The following is a 24,792-nucleotide window of genomic DNA, read 5'->3' as shown; positions in this document are numbered from 1 at the left end:
CAGAGTACACCGGTTGGCTATGTCATAGATGGAGGCCAGCTATGCTGGGTTACGCGTGTCATGCGGCCTCTTCTGGTGATTACTCTGAAGTGAGCGACTTATGATTTCTTCTGCTGCTTTGCCCGGTTCGCCGCCAGCACATCGATATATTGGCATGTTCTCTTGTGCCACTGCATTTTTGTTAGGTATTGGTCTACCCACTTCTAATTTTATAATGAATTTGTCGATGGTATTGGCTGTCATCTGTTTACTGCTAAGCCGCGATACTCGCTATGTGAAAGTCTTAGTCAAAAATCCGTTGATTTGGCTACCTGCTCTCATGTTTTTGTTGTTGGCTATATCTTTGCTTTGGCATCACAATCTGTACGGTAAAGTGATGGTAGGTAAGTACTCAAAACTGTTATATATCTTGCCATTAGCGATGTTTTTTGTTCTTTCGCGCTCACTTGCCAGCTATTTTGCCAAAGGCTTTTTACTGGCCAATGCCGTGATCCTGGCCGCCAGCTTGTGGGTTGGTGTACTGCATATGCCACTGGGTCAGATTGATCCATTAAATCCGTATGTCTTTAAATTACAAATCACACATAACTTCTTTATGGCCTTAGCGGCGGTTATATGGCTCTCTTTGGCGTTCCGCAGTCAGGGGCTGAAGCGCTGGGGTTATGCTTTGCTGGTGTGCCTAGCTGTTTATAACATTATATTTATGGTGCAGGGCAGAACCGGTTATATTGCTTTGGCTGCGGCTTTTGGGATGTGGGGTTTACTGTCGCTATCAAACCGCCAGCGTTTGGGAATGGTAGTTGGCGCTCTTATCGTTGCGGCCATAGTGGCTATAGTACCAAACCGCGCTGTTGAACGGCTGCAACAAGGTGTGACAGAGATTCAAAGTTGTCTGGCGGTCACTGATACTGCAGATAAAGAGGCTTGTGATAGCTCGATGGGGTTACGTACGGCATTTATGCTTGAGTCTGTAAAGCTGATAGAACAGGCTCCAGTGTTAGGCCATGGTGCTGGAGGCTTCTGGTTAAGTTTCTCTGAAGATGCATACAGTATAAACCCACATAATGAATATCTGATGCAGACTGTGCAATCAGGGATAATCGGGTTAGCTTTATTCCTCGGATGGATGTGGTGCTATTTCCGTTCAGCTTTACGTTTACCCGCACACCTTAGAAATATATTAGTGTCTTTACTCTGTGCTTATTTGGCTTGTCACCTGTTTAACTCCTTCTTACTGGATTCCTCGGAAGGGCATTTATTTATTATTCTTACAGCGATCGTTGCCAGTTATTCAGTGATACCGCCTAAAGAACAATTAGAAATGGAACAAACAGAATAGGCCATTCACGGAGAGAAGATTCATAAATCTAGAAAACAGGTGCATAAAATAGCGCCTGTTTTTTTATCTGTTTAATCAGATATTTCAGTTGGTGGACCAAAACCTAAATTTTTGTATCCCTCTTGAAAACCAAACAACTCAAGGAACTCATAAGCTGTTGAATACATATGATACGGTGAGAAAAACATCCAGGCAAAAAGTGACAATAAAATCATAATGACAACCAGTAGGATTTTATCCAGTAGCACTTTTCCTCCTTATATTATTCGGGCCAAAAGGCATGCCAGATTGACCCATTATGCCAACCCAAGCTGTTACCTAACGATAACGTAAAACCAAAAAAAACACATGAGGCGAGCCAGATAATATCATGTGACTCCCATCACATAAATTCACTGTTAACGTTAACATTGGTGATTAACATCACGAAACAAACGAAGCAGATCTTTCCAAAATAAAAAGTTAACGTTAACAATGAGCGTAAATCTCCAACCGGATATCGCCATGAAACACTCTGTCCGCAATCAATATCTGATCTTAAGTGGCTTACTGTTTACGTTTTTCTTTACCTGGTCATCGGCATTTTCATTATTCTCGATTTGGCTAAATCAATATGTAGGGTTAAAAGGAGCAGAAACCGGTGCAACATTTTCTGCTATCGCCATAACGGCATTATGTGCACAACCGTTATACGGAGTGATACAAGATAAGCTGGGACTTAAAAAACATCTTTTATGGGCTATTGGTATTTTGCTGCTGATCAGTGGCCCTTTTTTTATTTATGTTTATGCCCCTTTATTGCGCATCAATATGCTTGCCGGTGCGGTAGTAGGCGGTTTGTATATGGGGATGACATTCTTTGCCGGTATTGGCGCTTTGGAATCTTATACCGAGCGAGTGAGTCGGATTAGCGGGTTTGAATTTGGTAAAGCCCGGATGTGGGGATCACTGGGCTGGGCGGGAGCGACCTTTTTTGCTGGCATGCTGTTTAATATTAATCCCAACATTAATTTCTGGATGGCTTCGGCGTCGGCTGCGTTATTTTTACTGTTGTTGTGGCGTCTGCATGAAGTCAAAGCAGATGCAATGGGGCAATTGGAATATGGTAAGAGTAGTGCCCTGACGCTTCACGATACGTTGTCATTATTACGTCTTTCGCGTTTCTGGGCGCTGGTGGTGTTTGTTACGGGGGTCAGTGTTTATAACGTATATGACCAGCAATTCCCGGTGTATTTCTCTTCTTTATTTGCGGATCCGCGCCACGGCAATGAAATGTACGGTTTCCTTAATTCATTACAGGTATTCCTGGAAGCGGGCGGTATGTTCCTTGCACCTTTTTTGGTTAACCGTATTGGCGCGAAGAAAGGTTTATTACTGAGTGGGTTGATCATGGCGATGCGGATATTTGGTTCAGGGCTGGCCCAAGATGCCGCTACTATTTCACTGATGAAACTCTTACATGCGGTCGAATTACCCATACTGCTGATCGCAATGTTTAAGTATATCGCTGCCAATTTCGACCCACGTCTATCAGCGACGCTGTATTTGGTGGGCTTCCAGTTTGTCACCCAAGTCTGTGCCAGCATATTTTCACCGCTGGCAGGTATTAGCTACGACCACATCGGGTTCGCTGATACTTATATGGTTATGGGGGCGATTGTCCTCGGATTAACCGTTATTTCCTGCTTTATGCTACGTGCTGAGCCACCTACCGATGATCCTTCTTTGCAATTAACGACCAAGTGAGCACTATGAATCCATTAATTGAACGGGCCAATGATGTACTGCAAACTTTAGCTTCTCAGGTTGGCCAAAATTTCTATCCACATTATCATTTGGCTCCGCCGGCAGGGTGGATGAATGACCCCAACGGGTTGATCTTTTTTAACGGACAGTATCACGCGTTTTATCAGCATCACCCTTATGATGAAAATTGGGGGCCGATGCATTGGGGCCATGCGACCAGCCACGATATGTTGAGTTGGCAACATCAATCCATTGCCTTAGCTCCAGGTGATTTATGGGATAAAGACGGCTGTTTTTCTGGTTGTGCGGTAGACGATAATGGCGTGTTAAGCCTGATTTATACCGGACATGTTTGGCTTAATGGTGAGGGTGATGACAGCGCTATTCTCGAGGTGCAGTGCCTGGCAACCAGTCAGGATGGCATACATTTTGACAAACAAGGTGTGGTACTGACCCCGCCCGAGGGAATCATGCATTTCCGCGATCCGAAAGTGTGGTTTGAAGATGATTGTTGGTGGATGGTAGTCGGTGCTCGAGATGAGCGAGATCATGGGCAAGTCTTGCTATATCGTGGCAATTCATTGCAGCAATGGCAATTTATGCAAGTTTTAGCGCGCGCAGACGACAGCATGGGATATATGTGGGAATGTCCAGATTTCTTCCCATTAGGGAATGAACGTATTCTGATGTTTTCACCGCAGGGGCTGGCAGCAAAAGGTTACCTCAATCGCAATTTGTTCCAAAGTGGTGTCTTACGCGGCAAATGGCAGCCAGGAGCCGATTTTAAGCCTTCGCAGCCTTTTACCGAACTGGATCTGGGCCATGATTTCTATGCACCTCAATCCCTACTTACTGCTGATGGGCGGCGAGTCATTATTGGTTGGATGGATATGTGGCAATCGCCTATGCCGACCAAGGCCGATAATTGGAGTGGCTGCTTAACCTTGCCACGAGAATTAAGTATTGATTGTGATGGTAATTTATTAATAAAACCGGTGCGGGAGGTTGAAGCACTAAGGCAAGCCGGTGAATTCATCACATCAATGACACTGGCCCAAGAGAAACAACTTTTACATGAAAATTGCCAGAGTCTGGAACTGCAATTGACATGGGATACCACAGCCAGTCATGCAGAAAGATATGGTGTGCAGTTAGCTGATGCCCAAGGAACGGGTGGTAAAGTTTCGGTTTATGTCGATAGTCAGGCTAATCGACTAGTTTTGGATAGGTATTACCCACAATATGGACTGACGGGGTATCGCAGTGTGGTATTACCAGAACAGGGGGTATTATCATTACGTATATTTATTGATAGTTCGTCGTTGGAGGTATTTATCAATGACGGGCAAGCTTGTATGAGCAGTCGTATCTACCCGACCGAGCATGAACGCTGTTTATCCCTGTATGCGGAGAATGGTCAGGCCCAGCTACTACACGGCGAATACTGGCAGTTAGTGGCTAAATCATTACGTTGAAATTAAATGGATGCCCGCTCCAGCAGTGGGCACGGCAACCGGTGTGTTGATCGTGATTCTCGCCCTTCAATCAAATGAAGGGCCGCTTCCCGACCAATATCATAATGCGGCAGTTGCACCGTAGTCAGTGGTGGTAAAAATAGTTCTCCGATGCCGACCATATTGTCATAACCCACCACCGCAACTTGTTGTGGGATAGTTATACCTTTGGCTAACAGCACTTGGTAGGCCAGAAAAGCAATGCGATCATTACCGCAAATAAGCACATCAAAATCAGGTTTGCCCTCAGGGCAGTAGCGCTCTAACAGTGGGATCACATCCTGATAATGTTCATCCCCCCAGGCTAAATGGCACTGACGTAACTGCTCTACCGGCAAGGCGGATTCTTGCCACGCTTTTTCTACACCCGCTCGCCGCGCTTTGCCTGCCAAAGTACATTCGGGAAGGTAAATACACAATGGCTGCTGATATCCTCGGCGCAACAGCACTTTCATCGCCTGATACTGACCATCAAAGTCATCAGGAATATAGCTGGGGATAGAATGGTTTTCGCTGACACAATTAGCTAGCACGATATTTTTATCCCGCAGGCGCTCAGGGATGGTGACTTGCCGCAGCCCCATGGAGGTAAAAATAATACCATCGGGGCGCTGGGCTAACAGTTGGTTAACCGCTCGCTCGCTATCTTCATGTGAGGTCAGATTGACCAGAAAACTATTCCAGCCAAACTCACGCGCTGTCAACTCAATAGACAGTAATATCTCGACGGAAAAGGGGGTGGTGGCGGTATCCCATGCAAGCACCGCGAGAGTGGACGTTTTGGTGGTATTACCGCGCATTTTTCGGGCGGAAAAGTCGGGGACATAATTGAGGGCCTCAATGGCTTGCATGACTCGCTGATAAGTCTCTGGGCGCAGTTGGTCTGGGTTATTAATCGCCCGAGAAACTGTCATTAATGAAACTGACGCCAGATTTGCTACTTCTTTCAGCGAAGCCATTACTTTCCTCAATGGGTTATGTTACCGCTTTCATCGGTTAATTATCGTTATCTTGCCATTCTGGATCAACCCGTGTGGCGGTGCTGGCTTTCGCTACCAATAAAAAGCCCTCAATGAGTGAGGGCTGGGGGCTAACGGTTGGCTTTATCATCAGCCTCATCGAGCAGGCCATTGGCTATCTTGCTCGCATCAAGATAACGGGAAGAACTTAAGATCCCATTAAGTGTTTCTCTGACACTAAACAGAAACTGATCATTATCGGACTCGTTAGCACATTCAACCATTAATGCGACAAGCAAAGCTTCATGGGCGATCAAATGATCTTCACCAGGTAAGTTTGCATCAGTTTCACCTTGTTGAGCGCGAACAGATGTTTGATTAAGTGATGACATAAAACTCCTTATTTAATAATTGAATAACCACTTACCCACTATAGCGGGGTTTCTGTTTATTGCTATGACAGATGAATAAGCTGTCATAGCAGCCATAACAGATAATGCGGTGGTTGTGTCTGGTCTCTCAATTGATTGATGCTATTTCAACGGGATATCATATCCACAGGGCTTTAATTCACCGGACGATAAATTCTCACGGCAGCGGTTAGACGTAAGGTTCGGTGAGCCAGTTCCTCTGCCGCGCCAGCATACTGTTCTACCATCGCCGCATTTTGGTGCGTCATTTGATCCAACTGACCAATTGATTGACTAATCTGGCCAAGAGCTTGCGTCTGTTCATGAGTTGAGGTACTGATTTCACTGATTAAAGTAGAAACCTGCCCGGCCTGTTTGACGATATTGTCCATGGTAGCGCCGGCATTTTGGACTAATGCGCTACCATCACGAACGCGCTCCACACTGGTTTCAATTAAGTGTTTAATTTCTTTTGCCGCAGTGGACGAACGTTGTGCCAGATGACGAACTTCACTGGCAACTACCGCGAAGCCACGGCCTTGTTCTCCCGCTCTGGCCGCTTCAACTGCCGCATTGAGCGCTAATATATTGGTTTGGAAAGCAATACCTTCAATCACACTGATAATATCAACAATTCTATGGCTGGAATCATTAATCGTGCCCATGGTTTTTATGACTTCATGCATTAACTCACTGCCTTGTTCTGCCGCATGACTGCTCATGGCGGCCAGTGATGTCGTCTCATTGGCACTATTAGCACTGTTTTGTACTGTTGCCACTAATTGCTCCGTCGCACTGACGATATGCTGTAAATTAGCAGTGGCTTGTTCTGTTCGTACTTTTAGTTCGCGATTCCCTGCGGCAATTTCACTGCTGGCGGTATTAATACCATCAACCTGACCACTGACGTCGTCTGTCAGCGAACGAAGATTCAAGCCCAACTGATTGACGCTACGCATTAGATAGCCAATTTCATCAACACGGTTCAATTGCACATAGTCACCGGCTTGCCCGGAAGAAACATCCTGCGCTTGCTGTAAAATTGCCGCGATCGGGCGTGAGACCTGGCGCTCAAGCCAAAGTGAGGTGATCAGGCTACTGAAAAGAGTCGTCGTTCCCAAACCGAGTAAAGGTAAACCGGAAATACCCATACTTTTGGCTGCCACCGTCGGCAGCAGTGCCGCAATCAGTAATGCACCACGCAAACGCCAGCGTAGCGGCAGCGTTTGAAATAATGAAAGGAAAGAGAGCCAGCCGGTGCGGACAATCAACCCTCGATGCAGCGCAATGCGGCGTTGTTTGGCTTTGCCAGAGTTGAAATCGCCATATAGTGCCTCCGCTTGCTTAACTTCTTCGCGGGTGGGCGCAATTCGCACTGAAATATAACCGGTCAAACGGCCATCATGGCGCAATGGGGTGGCATTAGCGCGCACCCAATAATAGTCGCCATTTTGGCGGCGATTTTTGACCAATGATGACCAGGATAACCCCGCATTCAACGTTTGCCACATATCAGCAAAGGCCGCGGGGGGCATGTCCGGGTGCCGCACCACATTGTGAGGTTGACCCAGCAAGTTCTGATATTCAAAACCACTGGCACGAACAAAGGCAGCATTGGCGTAGGTGATATTACCTTGAATATCAGTTGTTGATTGCAAGGTGGTATCGCGACCAATGGGATACTCCTGTCGGCTGACAGGTTTGTTCACTCGCATAATAACCTCAGTAAATGGGGGATTTCATTTATAACAGTGGAATACAATAATTACTGAGAGTCATCGGCAGCTATAGATAAAACTTTATGCCTTTATTAATTAAATTATTCATTCCCCATAAAGGTGCTATTAATTACTCTGATTGCACTTATTTAGAGCATTTTTATATTTGTAAAAATATTAGCCCAGCTAATTTCATTATTTAATTTTAACTTTAAGTTTGTTTGTATTTATGAGTGTTGATATTTTTTTGTTATAAAACAATGCATTGACTCGTAATCTCTTGGTTTGTTTAATACTTGATTGGTGAGGATTTTAAATGAATGTTTATTTTCTTTTCTATCTCTCTGTCATTGAGGCTAAACATGTAATCTTTTTGCTTAAAAGTTGCATGATATGAAGTTTATTGAGTGTTTAGTTTGCGATATTTGTTAATTATGAATTTAAGAATAATTATTTGTTACAGTTGCTGTATATATCAATATGAGAAATATTCATTAGGAATAATCAATAAAATTTCTGACAATTTTTATTGAGAAAACGACGCACCAGAACATTGGTCAAGCGCGTCATTTGATGGTTGCTGTTGGGCAATCTCTAACGCGAGTAGTATATGCCGGCGATAACATCTCGCGTTTCATCTGCCATTCTTGATTAATTCCTTGTCCGACAAAGGAGATTTTGCTTTTACCGGACTGATTAATTTTGTCGATAGCGGCCATGAGTTGTTCACTGTTGATGCGCGGTTTGCTTTCATCAAACAACCCCAATTGTGAGATGCCCTGGCTTGAAAACTCCCCTAATACAATTCCTGCTTTCAGATAACGATGACCGGGCCGCCAAATGATCGTCAGGCATTTAAGAGCGGCGGCAATAATATCCCGTGAATCCAGTGTCGGGAAGGTAAGGTAGGTGCTGGCATGATTACTGTAATATATCTCGTTTGGAGCAAAGGGGCTGGTTTTGATAAATGTCGAGACATGGCGGCAATATTGATGCTCTTTTCGCAGTTTTTCCGCGGCTTTCTCGGCATAACTGCACACAGCTTCGCGTATGTTTTGATATTCGGTAATTCGTTCACTAAATGATCGCGAGCAGATTATTTGTTGTTTTGTGGGGGCAAATTCTGCAACAGCTAAACACGCTTCCCCGCGTAACTCTCTGACTGTTCGCTCCAATACAACACTGAAATGTTTACGTATAAAAGGAGGACTGGCTTCTGATAATTGCAGGGCAGTGGTTATCCCCATCATTTCAAGTTTTTTCGCGGTACGACGGCCCACTCCCCAAATTTCAGCGACAGGCATCAGCGCCAATAGTTTACGCTGACGCACCGGGCTGGATAAATCAACCACGCCTTCGGTTTTATGCCATAACTTGGCAGCATGATTGGCCAGTTTGGCTAAGGTTTTGCTGGGAGCAATGCCCACACCAACATTTAAACCGGTCAATTTCCGTATCTGATCACGGATATACCGACCAAACTCTTCCAGCGCAATGGAATGCTGGACACCTTTTAGATTGAGAAATGCTTCATCGATTGAGTAAATCTCGATTCCTGGGGCCAGTTGTTCGAGGATAGTCATCACACGGGCGGACATGTCACTGTAGAGTGCATAATTACTGCTGAACGCGATCACACCATGTTGTCGCATAAATTGTTGAATTTTAAAGTAGGGTGCGCCCATTGGTATACCTACCTCCTTGGCCTCCCGGCTACGGGCAATGACGCATCCGTCATTATTAGAGAGCACCACCACTGGGCGACCGTATAAATCTGGGCGAAACACAGTTTCACAACTGGCATAGAAAGAATTTACATCAACTAAAGCAAACATTATCTTAACTTGTTGATACAAAAAGTAATAACACCAAAAATGACCAAATCCTCATCTCCCTCACACAATATTAACGCTGGAGTGCCTGCATTAAGGGCTTCAAGACGAGGTGTGGGCCGTAAATAAAGGCGCTTAATACTGAATTCACCCCCAATGGTGGCGATTACAATATCTCCGTGCTTTGCCGGTAAACTGCGATCTATCACTAGCAGTGCGCCATGATGTATGCCTGCCTCGATCAACGACTCACCTTCGGCAGTCATAAAAAAGGTAGCGGCAGGATGCACAATGCAGTGCTCATTAATATCGATTCTCTTTTCAATATAGTCTTGTGCAGCATTGCCAAATGCACTCATAGAGCCTCCAAATAACTGCTACAGGGAGAGGGGGATAACCAAAGGTTGCTGATTCAATACCACTGTTTATTTGTACAGTATACGTGAAGAGGATATGGGGAGAAAAGCACTATTAGGGCCTTTTTTATAGAACGTTGATTTGTAAAAATATAAAGCAAGTAGATGGAAAGTGTGGATCTCGCAGCGCAGGGCGTTATTGATGGCGAGAAAGCGGGGATTCAAGTTGGTGAACATGCCATTTTATCAACTTATCCATTCGGCTGGCACAAATATCCAAATCCTGTTTCAGTGCTAAGGTGTAAGCGAGGCTGTCATGCCATGTTTGACCAGTAAACAAACTTTTATGACAGGAGATCAAAAGACTATCCGCGGGAAAATTAGACGTTGGAATCCACTCAGTTTGCGCGCAGGAACTTAATAGCAGTATCAGGCAAAAGTTCTTTAGAACATGCGTCATTGGCCAGTACTTGTTGTAATTTCTTGACTTGTTCATTCGTTTCACTCCAATGTTTTCGTTCATACTCTAATTGCCTAAGCGTTATCAATCGATTGGCAGCTTCATTTTTAACATTCGTTTCAATAACTTTGCGTGTTATGTTTAGTTGAACTTCTAAGTATGCGATTTTATTTTTCTTTTCTTGATTAGCCGAGTACAAACGACTAATCAAAAACAACAGTAATAAATAAAATATAATTGAAGTGAAGGTCATTAATTTTTTAAAACGATCAAACATAATTCCCTCTCTATTTCCCTACGGCTTACTAGTCCCTTCCAACGCTTTCCCCCAGCATAGACCCATCGCTGTAACTCATTGCAAGCACCGATTAGATCATTATTGTTCAGTTTTTTAAGTAACGTTGAATGAATAAACTGTTGTGGGCCAATATTATAAGTAAAAGAGTAAAGTGCTGCTCTCTGATAGTCATTCAAAGGGTAAGTGACAGTATTGTCTACGATATGTTTTACCCATAATAAGTCTTGTTGCAATAAGTAATTACATTCGTCATCGGTGTAGTATTTATTGGGCTGTATATTTTCCCCAGTATGGCCGTCACAAACTGTTAATATTCCACCTACGTCATGATAGGGATAATAAACTCGCCCTTCGAAACCATCATTCCCCCCCAACAAACTGATTGCAATTGCCAATGCACCTCCACAGCTAGATAAACCTACAAGTTTATTTTTCAACTTTAGATTGATATGCATCAATCATCCTCCTTCTATCCCTATCATCACGAATTTTAAAAACTAAGTTAGTTAGGAAAGTCATTATTGCAATGATTATTCCACCGAGAACACCAATAGTATTCCATTGCTCTGGGTTAAAATAACTTAACACTCCGTTTAATATGCTGCCAGCAGAGGCACCATAAGCAGTAAAACTTGTCATCCTACTCATTATTTAATTCCTGAGTTTTATTAATTTAACTAATATCTCAATTTTGTTTTATATGCCATTTTTTATAACTTATGCTAATCTAGCACCGGTCCATCATGTTTTTTATTTTCACAATATACTCACGGAAAACACTGTCATTAATTAGCCTTGATTTCTTATTTATCAAAATATAGAGAGGGCGGGTTGTTGGTATCTCATCAATAATGGTGATTTTATTTCCTACCAGTTCCTGGTATTGGTTGGCTCGATATCTTGACATAATGGATGCTGCATGACCAGATATTAGCATATTCAAGTTATTATCGAAATTGAGGCACTCAATTGTTTTTTTACTAAATCCTTTTTTTTCTAAATAAGTTAATTGATTTGAGCAAATGTCAGTAGATAAAAAACTCTTTATTTGTGCAAATGGTAATGATTTTATCTTATCTAATACTGACGGAATACAAACAATACAGAAATGTTCATTGATAACTTCACAGTGGTAACATTCAGATATATTATCTATTTTATCTGTGATAAAAATATCACAATAATCAGGTTTTATATCATTTCCCTCTAAACATGAGAATCGAACTTCATTTCTTACAAAAAAATCTCTGATAATATTTGATGTTGTCCAGTGAGGGTTATTTAGTGCTAAAAATATGGTTTCTCTATCTTGCAACATATCTTTAATAACCTTTATTGATTGGTAATATACTGGAGATATCTCGTTATAAACCTCTTTTCCTTGTGGCGTCAGTTTTAGCCCAGCTGCGGTGTTTAGGAAAAGCTTCATCCCTAGCTGACTTTCCAGTTTTTTGATCATTCTGCACACTGGTGGTATTGTCAGGAAAAGACGATCAGCGGCTTTCTTTAAGGAGCCTTCTTCTGCCGTTGCAATAAAGGCCTTTAACTCTTTTGACGAAAACATAAAACTCCGAAGTTTTATAATATGATCTATTTATTTTAATTCCTTAGGTTATATTTTTCGTGATGCAGAGCAAATTATCTTAAGCTAATGTTTTTATTTAAAAATTCATAACCGTAGGGTTTTAAGTTGCCAATAATAATTTAATGCCCATTTTATATATTGAACTATAAGTTTCCGTATTTATTATTTCGATTGTTCAATACAGGCGGATCCCTCCACCTGTATTGAGTGGTTGACTAATGATAAATAGAGTTTATTACTCGGTTCGTCTGTTCATTTTGCGGGGCGTAGAAGAACCTTATTTTTTGTTGGTAAATTATAATATTTAACAGCCAGTTTCATTCTCAAATTTATCAGAGACAGAGTTTTTTATAAAGGTCATTGGTTCCAGGTTAGGGATATGAACGATATGATTTTTGATAGCACCAAAATCAATTTTCGATAGATCAATTGCTCTTAATTGCATGTTATTATGAGTGCGTATAGCAATAATACCTTTGTCCAAATCCTTAATTGTTGCCCAACGGGTGAAAATATAGGTGTTCAGATCTTCTCGCCCACCATGTTTAACACCACTGCCAAAATCAACTGAATTCAGGATATGAGTTGCTTGCTCATAAGCTTGATCATTATCCGTAGGTTGTGCTAAGAAATGTTTTTCATATGCGACGCGAACAAAGCGTGAGACTGAAGTAAAATCGCCTGGAATACCTAATAAACCTGTCCCATCTTTGGGCTTCACTTCAAAATCGTTCATTTTAAAGGGTTCAGGCGTGTCTTTAGTTATATTGGCATAATTTGAGATATTATCTAAATGCCAAGGGAACCACGGACCATTAGTGGATAGCCCAATTGGATTTTCGTGGATTTTCATTTCACCATCTTGGAACTGCACAACAATAGATTCCCCGGTTTTATCAACTAATGACATATAAAGCGGGAGGTCGGACGCCATTAATGCAGGCATATAGAACTGATGATGAGGCAGTTTTTCACGAGCCTCCTGGACGTTGCCACAGTGCCCTAAAACCCAATTACACATAATGAAAGCGGGAATTGAGGTTTTAGGATTAACAAAATGTTGATATTTAGTATTTTCAATAAATAACATACTGGCATTTAGCCCTGCCTCATTCATACCATCCGTAATAATACGATTAGTGAAGGGGATGAATTTATAGGTAACACCAACGCCAACATAGCCGTAAAGACTTTTACCGATGTCCAGTTCCGGCATGTCGATTGATTCTCCATCTACAGAAATTGAAGAACCAAGTGAGTCACCGCGTTTATGAATATAAAAGGCAGGATTCAGTGGGATACCGAAGTCCATTGCGCGGCCTACAATCACAGCATCGTTTTTTGCTTTAATATGAAAAAAAGTACACATAGAAATTCCTTATTTATTGAGATTGATTTTTTGATTGTTTAAAATAGATAAGACTGGTCTTTATTTGAAATATATATTCCTTATGTGAGTAATTAATGTCCCGTTACACTATGAAAATATTATCGTGGTGTCTATTTCTAAAGTTATAATTATATATTTTAAAAAATGTCATGACCCAGTAAATAATACGATTTATTGCAGTAATCATTAATATGATGGGAGGCGCGATATTATCAACTAAACAATAAATTTAGCTTCCTCTATATGGGGAGGTTAAAACAGCGTATGGCTGATGCCATCAGGCTGATGGAGTCTGTGATCGATATCATTTTATTATAATTAATAGCTAAATAATTACTTTGTGAGGTATGTGCCACTCACTAATTCCTCTATTGTAAGTTCCTACGTCGCGTCCGCTGTCCATCACGCTTACTTGTATAGCATTCGGCTACTATTGCGTTGCGTACTTGTAGTGGGCTGGATATCGTCATTTTAGAAGGGATGAAAATGAAATTAGAAACATTATCTATTCATGCAGGTTATTCACCAGATCCAACTACCAAGGCTGTGGCTGTTCCTATTTATCAGACTTCTTCTTTTGCCTTTGATGATACCCAGCATGGCGCTGATTTATTTGATTTAAAAGTTGCTGGCAATATTTATTCACGGATCATGAACCCTACCAATGATGTGTTAGAACAACGGGTTGCAGCTCTGGAAGGGGGAATAGCTGCACTGGCGGTGGCTTCGGGCATGGCGGCTATTACCTATGCTATCCAGACCATTGCCGAAACAGGGGATAACATTGTGTCAGTGGCGAAGTTGTACGGCGGAACCTACAACTTGCTGGCCCATACTTTGCCACGTTATGGGATAGAAACCCGATTTGCCGATCATAATGATATTGACGCTTTAGAAGCATTGATTGATGACCGAACCAAAGCGGTTTTCTGTGAATCAATAGGCAACCCGGCAGGCAATATTGTTGATTTGAAAAAATTGGCGGATGCTGCCCATCGGCATGGTGTGCCGCTGATTGTTGATAATACAGTCGCAACACCTATTCTTTGTCGGCCATTTGAGCACGGTGCCGATATCGTGGTTCATTCATTAACTAAATACATTGGCGGCCATGGTTCCAGTATTGGTGGGATCGTGGTGGATTCCGGTAAGTTCCCTTGGGCACAATATCCGGAACGTTTTGCTCAATTGAATACCCCCGATCTGTCTTATCACGGCGTGACTTATACCGAACAATTCGGTGCAGCAGCTTATATTGGTCGTTGCCGGGTCGTGCCATTGAGAAACACGGGGGCGGCACTGTCGCCATTCAATGCATTCCTGATTTTACAGGGGCTGGAAACCCTGGCTTTACGCATGGAACGCCATACCGAAAATGCGCTGAAAGTTGCCCATTATCTGAAAAATCACCCACAAGTCAGCTGGGTTAAATATGCTGGCTTACCCGACCACCCTGAGCATGAGTTAGCCCAGCGTTATTTTGGCGGTAAGCCCGCCGCGATATTATCATTTGGTATCCATGGTGGTCAGGCTGCGGGAGGACGATTTATTGATGCGCTGAATTTGATCGTGCGGTTGGTGAATATTGGTGATGCTAAGTCATTGGCGTGCCATCCGGCCTCAACAACCCACCGCCAGCTCAATGATGAGGAACTTATCAAAGCGGGAGTGCCGCGGGATATGGTGAGATTGTCGATTGGTATTGAGCACATTGACGATATTCTCAATGATTTGACTCAGGCATTGGACGCAGCCAAATCATAAGACACATAATGGTATCGTTGGATGAAACCGGTAACTCAATGGTTACCGGTTAAAAACGCTGACGACAAGATTTAGCTTGCAGCCAGTGTTGTGGCAATGACTTTCGCATAAGGCGTAGTTGGGCGGCCAATAAGTTTGCTCAATGTATGGCTATCATCAAATAGCCCGCCTTTAGCGGCACCCGCATCAGAATCCGCTAACAAACTCGCAAAAACCTCCGGTAAACCCGCACTAAGCAGTGCTTGTTTAAAGTCGGCTTCAGACAAGTTTTTGTATACCACCGGCTTACCCGATTGACGGGCAATCTCTGCTGAGAATTCAGCCAGGGAGTAGCTGTCATCACCGGCTAATTCATACACTTTACCGGCTTGATTTTCTTGAGTTAACACTTCGGCAGCGGCTTGTGCATAATCTTCACGAGTGGCAGAGGCGATACGCCCGTCACCAACCGCCCCGATAAATGCGCCGTGAGCCAGAGCAGGTGCAATACTTGCGGCATAGTTTTCGGTGTACCAGCCGTTTCGCAACAACACCACAGGTAGGCCTGATTCACGTAAAAGTGATTCTGTGGCGCGGTGTTCTTCCCCTAATCCCAGCGTGCTGGTATCGGCATGTAGCAAGCTGGTGTAAGCCAATAATTTGACGCCTGCATGTTTGGCGGCATTAATGACGGCTGTATGTTGGGCAATACGTTGTCCTACTTCACTTGATGAGATTAACAACAGCTTATCAACGCCTTGGAATGCGGCCTCCAGTGTAGTGGGTTGGCTATAATCCGCTTTACGTACCTGAACTCCTAATGCGGCCAAGTCACTCGCTTTTTCAGGGCTGCGGACTGCGGCAATAATTTCATTTGCAGGCACTTTTTTAAGTAACGCATTGATAACAAGACGGCCTAGTTGGCCTGTAGCACCGGTTACTGCGATCATTATGACGCTCCAAATAGTGTTGGAAGATGGCGAGCTATTTTTTAGGAAACAATTTTCGCTAAAAACTCGCCCTTAAGATCATCATATGCAATATACTAACTTTAAGTAAGTACGCACGAAAAGGTTAGTATGAAAATAATAGAGTCGCAAAATTTAACAGGCACTATTTCATTTCCAGAGCAAGTCCGGCGGGGTGAGTTACTCAATGTAGATTGCCCATCAAGGGAAGTGCTCAAGCGTGTCACCAGTCGTTGGGGAGTGTTGGTGCTCATTGCTTTGAGTAATGAAACTTTGCGTTTTAGTGCCTTGAGAAGAAAGATTGGTGGTGTCAGTGAAAAAATGCTGGCGCAAACTTTGCAAAACCTCGAAGAAGACGGGTTTGTTGACCGTATTGCTTACCCCGTCGTACCGCCTCATGTGGAATATCAACTGACCCCATTGGGGAAAGAAGTTCAGGAGCAAGTCGAAGGGTTGGCGGTCTGGCTTGAGGAAAACTTGCACCGGATTATGGAAAAACGACAACAGCGGGCCGTTTCATAACCTGTCGATACGCAAAAACAGCCATGCATGACCATGGCTGTTTACTTGCTTTATATCAAAAAATTAAAGCGTTTTTAATGCTTCAACTGACTCAATAGTCATGGAAGGGACAAACTCAGTCACACTATAATCAGCCACTGCATTAAACGGATCTTCTGCCAATATTTTATCTAACTCTTCTCGACCGATACTTTTTGCCAAAATAATGCCACCGGTGCGTGGTACTTTACGACCTGAGGCGATAAACACGCCTTGCGCATAATACTTTTTCAACCAGTCTTTATGGCTTTCAGTCAGTGCTTCTACGACGTCTATAGGTTGGTGGTAAGTCAAGCTGACAACAAACATGCGGAGCTCCTTCAGTATCGTTATCTATTAAAGATAAATGTCTATCCAATATAACGTCTTGGTGCTGGAGTGGCATCCCCCAAATGATAATTTCGCCAAGTGAGCTCTTTAATAGCTAAATTTTGCATATTGAAAGCAATAATGCTTATTTCATTTATTGTTTGGTTCAGCGTTTACTCTTAAATCAGGCGTTCTACTTGGTTTACTCAATAGCGTGGAGGCAATAATGGCTAAGATTACTGCATGGTTTACCGGACTTTCTTGGTGGCAGCCAGCCTCTGTATCCGAGGGTGATGCCAGCTTATCACAAGCTGATGGCGCGCATTTACTGGAAACAATCAATGCCATCGGTGGGCTGTATGGGATTGAATTTATTCACCATTAAATATTAATGTTTATTTAGTATCGAGTTCTTAAAAATATTTCATCAAAAAGACAGATAGCCTTCTGATTGAAAAACTTAATTTATTTATTACCAGGTAAATATACATGAAACTGAATAAAACTTTATCTCTGAGTGGGATATTGAGTGTCTCATTATTGTTAAATGCGGCGTTGTCATTCAGCGCATCAGCCCAAAGCTTATTGGATAAAGCCAAAAATCATGAACCACTGATTGCCGGCATTGCGAATGAACAGCCTTATGGCTATATCGGTACTGATGGCAAGGCGACTGGCGCGAATGTGGAAGTGTTGCGTGCGGTATTGAAACCATTGGGGATAACCCAAATAGAAACACCGATTGTTGATTTTGGCGCATTGGTACCCGGTTTGGCGGCAAAACGTTTTGATGTGATTGGCGCGGGGTTATTTATTAACCCGGCCCGCTGCAAAGTTATTGGTTTTTCTAATCCCGTTACACGTTCCGGTGGGGCTTTTATCGTGAGGAAAGGCAACCCATTGAATTTGCATAGTCTAAAAGATGTTGCAGCCAATAATAAAGCTCGTCTTGGTACCCAAAATGGCACGAACCAAATTACTGAAGCCAAAGATAGTGGAATAGCAGCCAGCAAGGTAGTGCTATTTGATAAAGATACTGAAGCACTGGCGGCTCTGAAAGCCGGTCGTGTTGACGCTGTTTATTTCCCTGATGCTGAAATCCTCAGTTTGTTGAAAAAAGCAAATGACCCGACGGTCGAACGCGCATTGCCTTTCCAGCAAATCCCCGATGCTCATGGTAACCCTGGCTACAATTATCACGCGTTTGGTTTACCGCATAATGATCCCGAATTCACTCAAGCATTTAATGCCGAATTAGCGAAATTACGAGCTTCGGGTGAATTACTGAAAATCCTACAAAAATATGGCTATACCGAGAATGAGTTACCCCCGGTAGAAGTTCAAGCCAGTCAGATATGTGAGCCACAGGCTTAATTATTTTTGCTGAGATTTGTAGGTAATTTATGTCGAAACACTCTTCGTATTCAAAACGTATTATCGGTCAGGCTGGAATAGTGAGTTGGGGGCAATTGTTTTTCAGCCATCCGACATTGGCGGGGCTTGAACTTCCTTATTTTGATATTGAGGCTCCGCAACCGGGGCCAAAATTAGCCATCATTGCTGGTATGCATCCTAATGAAGTCTCGGCCATGGAAGCGGCTTTGCGCTTGAAAAATTACTTTGCCGACCAGTTAGTCCACGGTTCGGTAAGCATTCTTCCGGTGCTTAATATGCCCGGTTTATATCTGCATTCTGAATTTGTTTGCCCAGAGGATAATAAAAACATCAATTTTCTTTCTCCAGGAGATCCTCAAGGGAGTTTCAGCGAAGTTCTTATTGATAGCGTACTGAATAGCTGGGCGAAAGAGGCTGCGGTATTTATTGATTTACATGGCGGCGACCTGCGTGAAGATGTAGCGAAATTTGTTATGTGCCAACAGATTGGTGATGGTGAGTTCGACAATATAACTCGCTCGCTGGCCCATCAGTTTGATGCCGATGCCATTGTCGAGTTTGCGGTAGACCAAACCAATAATCGAGGGCGGGCAACTAACGAATTACCCTGGTTAGGGCGGCATGCGGTGATGTCTGAGGGCGGCGCTAACGGTATTCTTGACAAAGAAAATATCCAATTCCATTTCAATGGTGTCGCCAACATTGCTCGCCAACTCGGGCTGACGCAAGGGGCTAAGCAAATACGGACGCGACGCAATATTGTTGTTGATAATTTTGACAAAATTGAAGCGCCAGTGAGTGGTCGTTGGTATCTGGATATTGCAGCGGGTGAGCAGGTGAGCCGTGGGCAGCGACTGGGGGTGATTAAGAATCTATACGGTGAATGGGTGGCTGATATCATAGCGCCTTTTTCTGGCCTGATATTGATGATAGTAAATCACAATATCATCAATCAGGGTGAGTGGCTGATCAGCCTGGCTCCGACACCCGCAGGCTCACTGGTATAGGTTGTCCGCACACTGAGTTGAAATTATGGAATTGAGTCATCTGCCATTTGTTGCCGGTGAACTGGCCCGTGGGGCATGGGTCACTGTGCAAATAACCTTATTATCTGCTGTTGTGGCTTTGGTGCTCTCGTTTGTATTTGCGCTATTGCGACTGTCGCCCCTGCGGCCCGTGCGTATCATTACTGCTGCTTGCATCGAGTTTTTGCGCGGTACATCGGCACTGGTACAGCTGTTTTATCTATTTTTTATTCTGCCATTATTCGGAATTAGCATCAGCCCAATGACCACAGCGGTTATTGGACTGGGCCTCAATTTCTCTTCTTTTGGTGCAGAGATTGTTCGCAGTGCCATCGTCAATGTCAGTCAGGGGCAGCGCGATGCATTGCGCGCGTTGGATTTCCCACCATTGGTGGCTTTTCGCCGCATTATTCTGCCACAAGCACTGCCTTTTATGCTTCCTCCGCTCGGTAACCTACTGGTGGAACTACTGAAATCGACGTCGATAGTGTCCTTAATTACGCTGAGTGACTTGACCTTTGCGGGGGCATCATTGATTACCACCTTGGGCGACCAGACACTGATTTGGAGCATGGTATTGCTGTGTTATTTCGCAATGGCCTGGCCGCTGACCCGATTAGTGGCACATTACGAACAGCATCATACCCGCTATCGCCAAATAGGGAGTCGCTAGTGAGAGATGAATTAGCCATGAGTTTGGCCGAGGAATGATGATGGATTTTGATTTCGCATTTGCCTGGTCAATCTTGCCAGATTTACTGCCTGGTTTGCTGGTGACCCTTGAAGTGGTGGTGGCGGGTTTTGTGCTGGCGACGTTGTTGGGGATGCTGGTTGCGGTGTTACTGCAACTGCAATCACCCATAATCAGCGCTGTGTGTCAGGCGTATGTGACATTTTTTCGTAATACGCCACTGCTGGTGCAGCTCTACTTTTTGTTTTTTGCATTACCACTCAGCGGATTAGCATTACCAGCAATGGCCACTGGCGTCGTTGGCATGGGATTATATTACGGCGCTTATATTGCTGAAGCATTCCGTGGAGCAATCAATGGTGTGCCGCAAGGGCAGTGGGATGCCGCGCGTGCATTGGATTTTCCACCTTTGACGCGGTGGACGCGCATCATTTTGCCGCAAGCATTCAAGCCTATGTTACCGGTGCTGGGTAATTACCTGATTGGGATGTTTAAAGAGACCCCTCTGTTGGCGGTTATCACTATTCCTGAGCTATTTCAGGCAGCGAAGCAGATTGCCGGCCTAACCTATCGTTATAACGAACCTTACACATTGATGGCATTACTGTTCCTGCTTATTAGTTTGCCGACATCATTATTGTTTAGCTATCTGGAAAGGCGGCGCGCACATGTTTAAGTCATCTTTAACTCCACTTCCTCCAGTGCAGATCACCTTGTCGCAAGTGGTGAAAAACTATGGTGAGACACGGGTGTTGGACCACCTTGACTTGTCGATTCCTGCCGGGCAAAAAGTGGCATTGATAGGCCCAAGTGGTTCAGGAAAATCAACTATTTTACGGTTGATCAAAGGGTTGGAAACCTTTACTGCTGGTCAAATAAATATTGAGGGGAAGCCTGTCAAGGCGGGCGGACAGCCTTATTCGCTCTTCCATCGCCCACCGGTAAACCATGTGGTTGGTATGGTCTTCCAGCACTTTAACTTGTTCCCCCATTTAACGGTTGAGCAAAATATTACCGAGGCCCCTTTGCGGGTTTTGAAGGTAGGTGTCGAAGAGGCACGGGCGCGAGCTGATCATTATCTGCAATTAGTGGGGCTGGCTCATAAAGCGAATGCCTGGCCAGCCACCCTGTCGGGAGGGCAGCAGCAGCGGGTGGCCATTGCTCGTGCTTTGGCAATGCGCCCTAAAGTGATGCTGTTTGATGAAGTGACTTCAGCACTGGATCCAGAGCTGGTCAGCGAGGTACTGGGCGTTATCCGCAATATTGCGCATGAACAACAAATGACCATGTTATTGGTGACCCATGAAATGCATTTTGCCCGGGATGTGGCTGATAGGGTGATTTTTATGGAGCAGGGTAAAATTATCGATGACGGTATGCCACAGGATATTTTGGTTACACCTCGCCATGCCCGGACTCGGCAATTTCTTAATCTGATCAATGATCGCTGAGCGAGTAATATTTAAACTCGGGCAGGGGGAGCCTGCCCGTGCATTCCTCGTTACAAGGTGACGCCACTTTTGAAAATGGCGAGTTCGCGAAAATCATTCACTTCATTACATGTCGGTTGGCCATTAGCAATAGCGACAATCAAGTCGATAAACGCTGTTAGTAACTCCTCCATATTGACTCCGTGAATCAGTTTGCCTGCATCGAAATCAATCCAATGGGGTTTCTGAGCTGCCAGTTCACTGTTAGTCGCTAGTTTTACGGTAGGGACGAAACCGCCATATGGTGTGCCACGGCCGGTACTGAATAGCACCATATGGCAACCGGCACCAGCCAGTGCACTGGTAGCAACCGCATCATTACCGGGAGCGCTCAGTAAATTTAAGCCTGGTGTTTTCAGTCTCTCGGCATATTTCAGCACATCAACCACCTGACTTTGTCCTGCTTTTTGGGTACATCCCAGTGACTTTTCTTCCAGTGTTGTGATACCGCCAGCTTTGTTCCCTGGAGAGGGGTTTTCATAAATCGGCTGGTGGTGGTCAATAAAGTATTGTTTGAATTCATTGACCATACTCACCGTCTTATCAAAGGTGGTGATATCACGGCAACGGCTCATTAAAATGCGTTCCGCACCAAACATTTCTGGGACTTCAGTCAGCACCGAAGTCCCACCATGAGCGATGACATAGTCAGAGAAACGGCCCAATAATGGGTTGGCTGTAATACCGGACAGTCCATCAGAACCGCCGCATTCCAGTCCAAACTTCAGTTCACTGATCCCTCCCTTGACGCGTTTATCATGGCGCATGACCTCATACAACATCTGAAGTTGCTCCATACCCGCGGCGACTTCATCCCCCTGCTGCTGGCAAATCATAAATTTCACTCGCTGTTCATCAATCGGGCCAAGGGTTTCGCAAAACTCATCAACCTGATTGTTTTCACATCCCAAGCCAATGACCAGCACTGCGCCAGCGTTAGGGTGTCGCACCATATTTTGCAGCATGGTGCGAGTGTTCTGGTGGTCATCGCCCAGTTGTGAACAACCAAACGGATGACTAAAAAGATAAATGCCATCAATGCCGGGGGCGCCATGAGTTGCCTGTAAGAAACGCTGCTGAATCTGGCGGGCAATACCATTGACACAACCCACTGTCGGGATAATCCATAATTCATTGCGGATCCCAACATCTCCTGTGGATCGTCGGTAAATCTGTACTTCACGTTCTGCCATTTGTGGTGGCAAGATGCCGAGTTCCGGCTGATAACTGTAGTGATCCAGATCGCTAAGATTGGTTTTGGCATTTTGCGAGTGTATATGTTCACCCACAGCTATATCGCTGAGCGTATGGCCAATCGGCAGGCCATACTTGATGATATTTTGCCCACGCTGCAAAGGCTGTATGGCCAATTTATGTCCCCGACTCACCGCTTGTAGCAAGGTGATGCAATCCCCAACGATATCAATTTGCTCACCTGCTTCCAGTGAACTCAGCGCGACAGCAACATTATCCAATGGATGTATTTTTATGGTTTTTTGCATATATATTAGCTTCTGTATGGCAAGCTTCAGCTGTATGCGGCTAATGCTGCCCGCATCCCCACACGATCAATTGCTTGTAATTGTTCAGTAATCTGGTCTGTCAAATGGGGGATTTGATTGAGTTCTTGTCCCCAATGGGTGCTGTCGGCTAACACCAATTGCACCAGATCCCGCATCGGCAATATTCCCGCTTCGACATCTTGCCAAAGTGCTGAAAAGCAGCTTAACCAGTGAGCATCGTCTTGTAATCGATAGCTGCCATCATCACGTTGGCCGCGATAAAACATCAGCAATGCAGCAAAGGCGAAAGTCAGCCGCGGCGGTAGAACACCATTTTTGCGTTGGCTGGCAAGCAATTGTGGCAAAATTCGTGTGCGAAACTTGGTCATGCCATTAAGAGAAATTGACAATAACTGATGTTGAATGAAAGGGTTACGGAAACGGCCGAGTACAGCTTGAGCAAAGGTCTGTAGCTCATCGGGTGGCAAATCTAATACCGGAATGATTTCTTGATTGATGAGCTGCGCGACAAATTCACTGATTTGTCGATCTGCTATAGCTTCGCCAACGGTATTTAGCCCGGCAAGATAGGCGACAGGTACCAACGCCGTGTGAGCACCATTCAAAATAGCCACTTTGCGCTCTTTATACGGCTTAATATCATCAACGATGCGAATGTTTAACGGGTATTCATCCAAATGTAATTCCTGCGCCAATGATTGTGGCCCTTGAATAACAAACAGATAAAAGTGCTCTGCGGTATCGAGAAAAGCATCGTGATAGCCCAGTTCAGACTCTAGCATCGGTGCTTCGTCACGGGGGTAACCAGTTACGATGCGATCGACCAATGTTGAGCAAAAGGTATTATGTTGCATCAGCCATTGGCTGAAAGCGTCACCTAATTGCCATTGTTGTGCATAGCGTAGGACCAGATTTTGTAATGCTTCACCGTTGTAATCAATGAGTTCGCAGGGCAGAAACACCCAGCCTTTATCTTCCGCCCCGGAAAAATATTGAAAGCGCTCATACATCAGGCGAGTCAGTTTAGCCGGATAACTGACCGGGGGCGCGTCGCTAAACTTATCTTCTGCCCAATAACTGATACCCGCCTCAGTGGTATTAGAGAAAACCCACCGAATATTTTCGTCACGGGCGAGGGCCAGATAGCTCTCAAAATCTTGATAAATATTTATTTCACGATTAACTGAGCGAATGATTCGTGCGTCGCTGACTTTTTCACCTTTCTCATTCAGGCCGCGAATAATAGTGGTGTATAAGCCATCTTGAGTGCTAAGTGAGGGGGGATAATCGCTGTTAATCGGGCGGACGACGACGATTCCGGCATCAAGGCTGGTATGTTCATTGAGCAAATCCAATTGCCAATCAACGAAAGCACGCAGAAAATTACCTTCACCAAATTGAATGACCTTATCAGGGTGATGGCGACCCGGAAAATCACGACGATTTAACGTTAACATAGAGTTACATCCTTACAATGTGT

At 44.2% G+C, this 24,792-nt stretch carries 26 protein-coding genes; 11 read left to right on the top strand and 15 right to left on the bottom strand.

Going from position 1 to position 24,792, the window contains the following annotated elements; all coding sequences use genetic code 11:
* Positions 1–118: 118 nt before the first annotated feature.
* On the top strand, positions 119–1,339 hold the full coding sequence (gene waaL-os, locus QSV56_RS06810) for an outer core oligosaccharide ligase WaaL-os (RefSeq protein ID WP_072082975.1): 1,221 nt from the start codon (positions 119–121) through the stop codon (positions 1,337–1,339).
* Positions 1,340–1,410: 71 nt separating this feature from the next.
* On the opposite strand, the gene QSV56_RS06805 is transcribed toward waaL-os, so the two are convergent.
* Positions 1,411–1,587, bottom strand: coding sequence for a hypothetical protein (locus QSV56_RS06805; protein ID WP_005170616.1), 177 nt, complete (start codon positions 1,585–1,587; stop codon positions 1,411–1,413).
* A 256-nt stretch (positions 1,588–1,843) separates the two neighbouring features.
* Between QSV56_RS06805 and QSV56_RS06800 the strand changes: the two genes are divergently transcribed.
* Both QSV56_RS06800 and QSV56_RS06795 read left to right on the top strand, forming a co-directional pair.
* Positions 1,844–3,085, top strand: a complete 1,242-nt coding sequence (locus QSV56_RS06800) for an MFS transporter (protein ID WP_019083386.1) — start codon at positions 1,844–1,846, stop codon at positions 3,083–3,085.
* Between the two features lie 5 nt (positions 3,086–3,090).
* Positions 3,091–4,560: a glycoside hydrolase family 32 protein gene (locus QSV56_RS06795; RefSeq protein WP_301211627.1), complete on the top strand. Its 1,470-nt coding sequence runs from the start codon at positions 3,091–3,093 to the stop codon at positions 4,558–4,560.
* Positions 4,561–4,562: 2 nt separating this feature from the next.
* On the opposite strand, the gene QSV56_RS06790 is transcribed toward QSV56_RS06795, so the two are convergent.
* The 10 genes from QSV56_RS06790 to QSV56_RS06745 all read right to left on the bottom strand — a co-directional run bounded on the left by QSV56_RS06790 (position 4,563) and on the right by QSV56_RS06745 (position 13,586).
* The gene (locus tag QSV56_RS06790; RefSeq protein ID WP_046694895.1) at positions 4,563–5,558 is read right to left on the bottom strand and encodes a LacI family DNA-binding transcriptional regulator; all 996 of its coding nucleotides are present in this window, start codon (positions 5,556–5,558) and stop codon (positions 4,563–4,565) included.
* Between the two features lie 131 nt (positions 5,559–5,689).
* A complete protein-coding gene (locus QSV56_RS06785) occupies positions 5,690–5,950 on the bottom strand; it encodes a hypothetical protein (RefSeq protein WP_005170608.1) in 261 nt (86 codons plus the stop codon).
* A gap of 173 nt (positions 5,951–6,123) precedes the next feature.
* Positions 6,124–7,683 carry a methyl-accepting chemotaxis protein gene (locus QSV56_RS06780; protein WP_019079764.1) on the bottom strand — a complete coding sequence of 520 codons (1,560 nt, stop codon included), beginning with the start codon at positions 7,681–7,683 and terminating at the stop codon, positions 6,124–6,126.
* Positions 7,684–8,252: 569 nt separating this feature from the next.
* Positions 8,253–9,521 (bottom strand): translesion error-prone DNA polymerase V subunit UmuC, encoded by a 1,269-nt coding sequence (gene umuC / locus QSV56_RS06775; RefSeq protein WP_242365302.1) that lies wholly within the window; start codon positions 9,519–9,521, stop codon positions 8,253–8,255.
* Positions 9,521–9,877, bottom strand: a complete 357-nt coding sequence (gene umuD / locus QSV56_RS06770) for a translesion error-prone DNA polymerase V autoproteolytic subunit (protein WP_046050764.1) — start codon at positions 9,875–9,877, stop codon at positions 9,521–9,523. The genes umuC and umuD overlap by 1 nt, the downstream gene beginning before the upstream one ends.
* 395 nt (positions 9,878–10,272) lie before the next feature.
* Entirely contained in the window at positions 10,273–10,611 is a 339-nt protein-coding gene (locus QSV56_RS06765) for a hypothetical protein (protein WP_046050765.1), read from the bottom strand.
* Positions 10,587–11,087: a lysozyme gene (locus QSV56_RS06760; protein ID WP_019079758.1), complete on the bottom strand. Its 501-nt coding sequence runs from the start codon at positions 11,085–11,087 to the stop codon at positions 10,587–10,589. Before QSV56_RS06760 ends, QSV56_RS06765 begins: the two co-directional genes overlap by 25 nt.
* On the bottom strand, positions 11,059–11,280 hold the full coding sequence (locus QSV56_RS06755; RefSeq protein WP_019079757.1) for a phage holin: 222 nt from the start codon (positions 11,278–11,280) through the stop codon (positions 11,059–11,061). The genes QSV56_RS06760 and QSV56_RS06755 overlap by 29 nt, the downstream gene beginning before the upstream one ends.
* Positions 11,281–11,359: 79 nt before the next feature.
* A complete protein-coding gene (locus QSV56_RS06750) occupies positions 11,360–12,196 on the bottom strand; it encodes a LysR family transcriptional regulator (protein ID WP_019083381.1) in 837 nt (278 codons plus the stop codon).
* A 325-nt stretch (positions 12,197–12,521) separates the two neighbouring features.
* Positions 12,522–13,586: a linear amide C-N hydrolase gene (locus QSV56_RS06745; protein ID WP_019083380.1), complete on the bottom strand. Its 1,065-nt coding sequence runs from the start codon at positions 13,584–13,586 to the stop codon at positions 12,522–12,524.
* 507 nt (positions 13,587–14,093) lie between these two features.
* Between QSV56_RS06745 and QSV56_RS06740 the strand changes: the two genes are divergently transcribed.
* Positions 14,094–15,371: a bifunctional O-acetylhomoserine aminocarboxypropyltransferase/cysteine synthase gene (locus tag QSV56_RS06740; protein WP_050130959.1), complete on the top strand. Its 1,278-nt coding sequence runs from the start codon at positions 14,094–14,096 to the stop codon at positions 15,369–15,371.
* 71 nt (positions 15,372–15,442) lie between these two features.
* On the opposite strand, the gene QSV56_RS06735 is transcribed toward QSV56_RS06740, so the two are convergent.
* Positions 15,443–16,300, bottom strand: coding sequence for an SDR family oxidoreductase (locus QSV56_RS06735; protein ID WP_046050768.1), 858 nt, complete (start codon positions 16,298–16,300; stop codon positions 15,443–15,445).
* Positions 16,301–16,429: 129 nt separating this feature from the next.
* Between QSV56_RS06735 and QSV56_RS06730 the strand changes: the two genes are divergently transcribed.
* Positions 16,430–16,840 (top strand): helix-turn-helix domain-containing protein, encoded by a 411-nt coding sequence (locus tag QSV56_RS06730; protein ID WP_019079752.1) that lies wholly within the window; start codon positions 16,430–16,432, stop codon positions 16,838–16,840.
* Between the two features lie 63 nt (positions 16,841–16,903).
* Here the strand turns inward: QSV56_RS06730 and QSV56_RS06725 are convergent, their stop codons facing one another.
* Positions 16,904–17,188, bottom strand: coding sequence for a YciI family protein (locus tag QSV56_RS06725; protein ID WP_019079751.1), 285 nt, complete (start codon positions 17,186–17,188; stop codon positions 16,904–16,906).
* Positions 17,189–17,414: 226 nt separating this feature from the next.
* On the opposite strand from QSV56_RS06725, the gene QSV56_RS06720 reads away from it, so the two are divergent.
* The 6 genes from QSV56_RS06720 (at position 17,415) to QSV56_RS06695 (ending at position 21,750) form a co-directional block, all read left to right on the top strand.
* Positions 17,415–17,573, top strand: coding sequence for a hypothetical protein (locus tag QSV56_RS06720; RefSeq protein ID WP_172654081.1), 159 nt, complete (start codon positions 17,415–17,417; stop codon positions 17,571–17,573).
* Between the two features lie 104 nt (positions 17,574–17,677).
* On the top strand, positions 17,678–18,562 hold the full coding sequence (gene ehuB, locus QSV56_RS06715; RefSeq protein WP_019079749.1) for an ectoine/hydroxyectoine ABC transporter substrate-binding protein EhuB: 885 nt from the start codon (positions 17,678–17,680) through the stop codon (positions 18,560–18,562).
* Positions 18,563–18,591: 29 nt separating this feature from the next.
* Positions 18,592–19,590 carry a succinylglutamate desuccinylase/aspartoacylase family protein gene (locus QSV56_RS06710; RefSeq protein ID WP_301211603.1) on the top strand — a complete coding sequence of 333 codons (999 nt, stop codon included), beginning with the start codon at positions 18,592–18,594 and terminating at the stop codon, positions 19,588–19,590.
* 25 nt (positions 19,591–19,615) lie between these two features.
* Positions 19,616–20,281, top strand: coding sequence for an ectoine/hydroxyectoine ABC transporter permease subunit EhuC (gene ehuC, locus QSV56_RS06705; RefSeq protein WP_019079747.1), 666 nt, complete (start codon positions 19,616–19,618; stop codon positions 20,279–20,281).
* 40 nt (positions 20,282–20,321) lie between these two features.
* The gene (gene ehuD / locus QSV56_RS06700) at positions 20,322–20,975 is read left to right on the top strand and encodes an ectoine/hydroxyectoine ABC transporter permease subunit EhuD (RefSeq protein WP_019079746.1); all 654 of its coding nucleotides are present in this window, start codon (positions 20,322–20,324) and stop codon (positions 20,973–20,975) included.
* A complete protein-coding gene (locus tag QSV56_RS06695; RefSeq protein WP_019083375.1) occupies positions 20,968–21,750 on the top strand; it encodes an amino acid ABC transporter ATP-binding protein in 783 nt (260 codons plus the stop codon). Before ehuD ends, QSV56_RS06695 begins: the two co-directional genes overlap by 8 nt.
* Before the next feature lie 50 nt (positions 21,751–21,800).
* Here the strand turns inward: QSV56_RS06695 and QSV56_RS06690 are convergent, their stop codons facing one another.
* Positions 21,801–23,291, bottom strand: coding sequence for a UxaA family hydrolase (locus QSV56_RS06690; RefSeq protein WP_046694897.1), 1,491 nt, complete (start codon positions 23,289–23,291; stop codon positions 21,801–21,803).
* Positions 23,292–23,317: 26 nt separating this feature from the next.
* Complete coding sequence (locus QSV56_RS06685; protein ID WP_050328269.1) at positions 23,318–24,769, bottom strand: tagaturonate reductase; 1,452 nt, start codon at positions 24,767–24,769, stop codon at positions 23,318–23,320.
* Between the last annotated feature and the right edge of the window lie 23 nt (positions 24,770–24,792).

Origin of the sequence: Yersinia sp. 22-579, assembly GCF_030433455.1 — a bacterium.
Lineage (GTDB): Bacteria > Pseudomonadota > Gammaproteobacteria > Enterobacterales > Enterobacteriaceae > Yersinia > Yersinia enterocolitica.
This window is presented reverse-complemented; position numbering and strand designations above follow the sequence as displayed.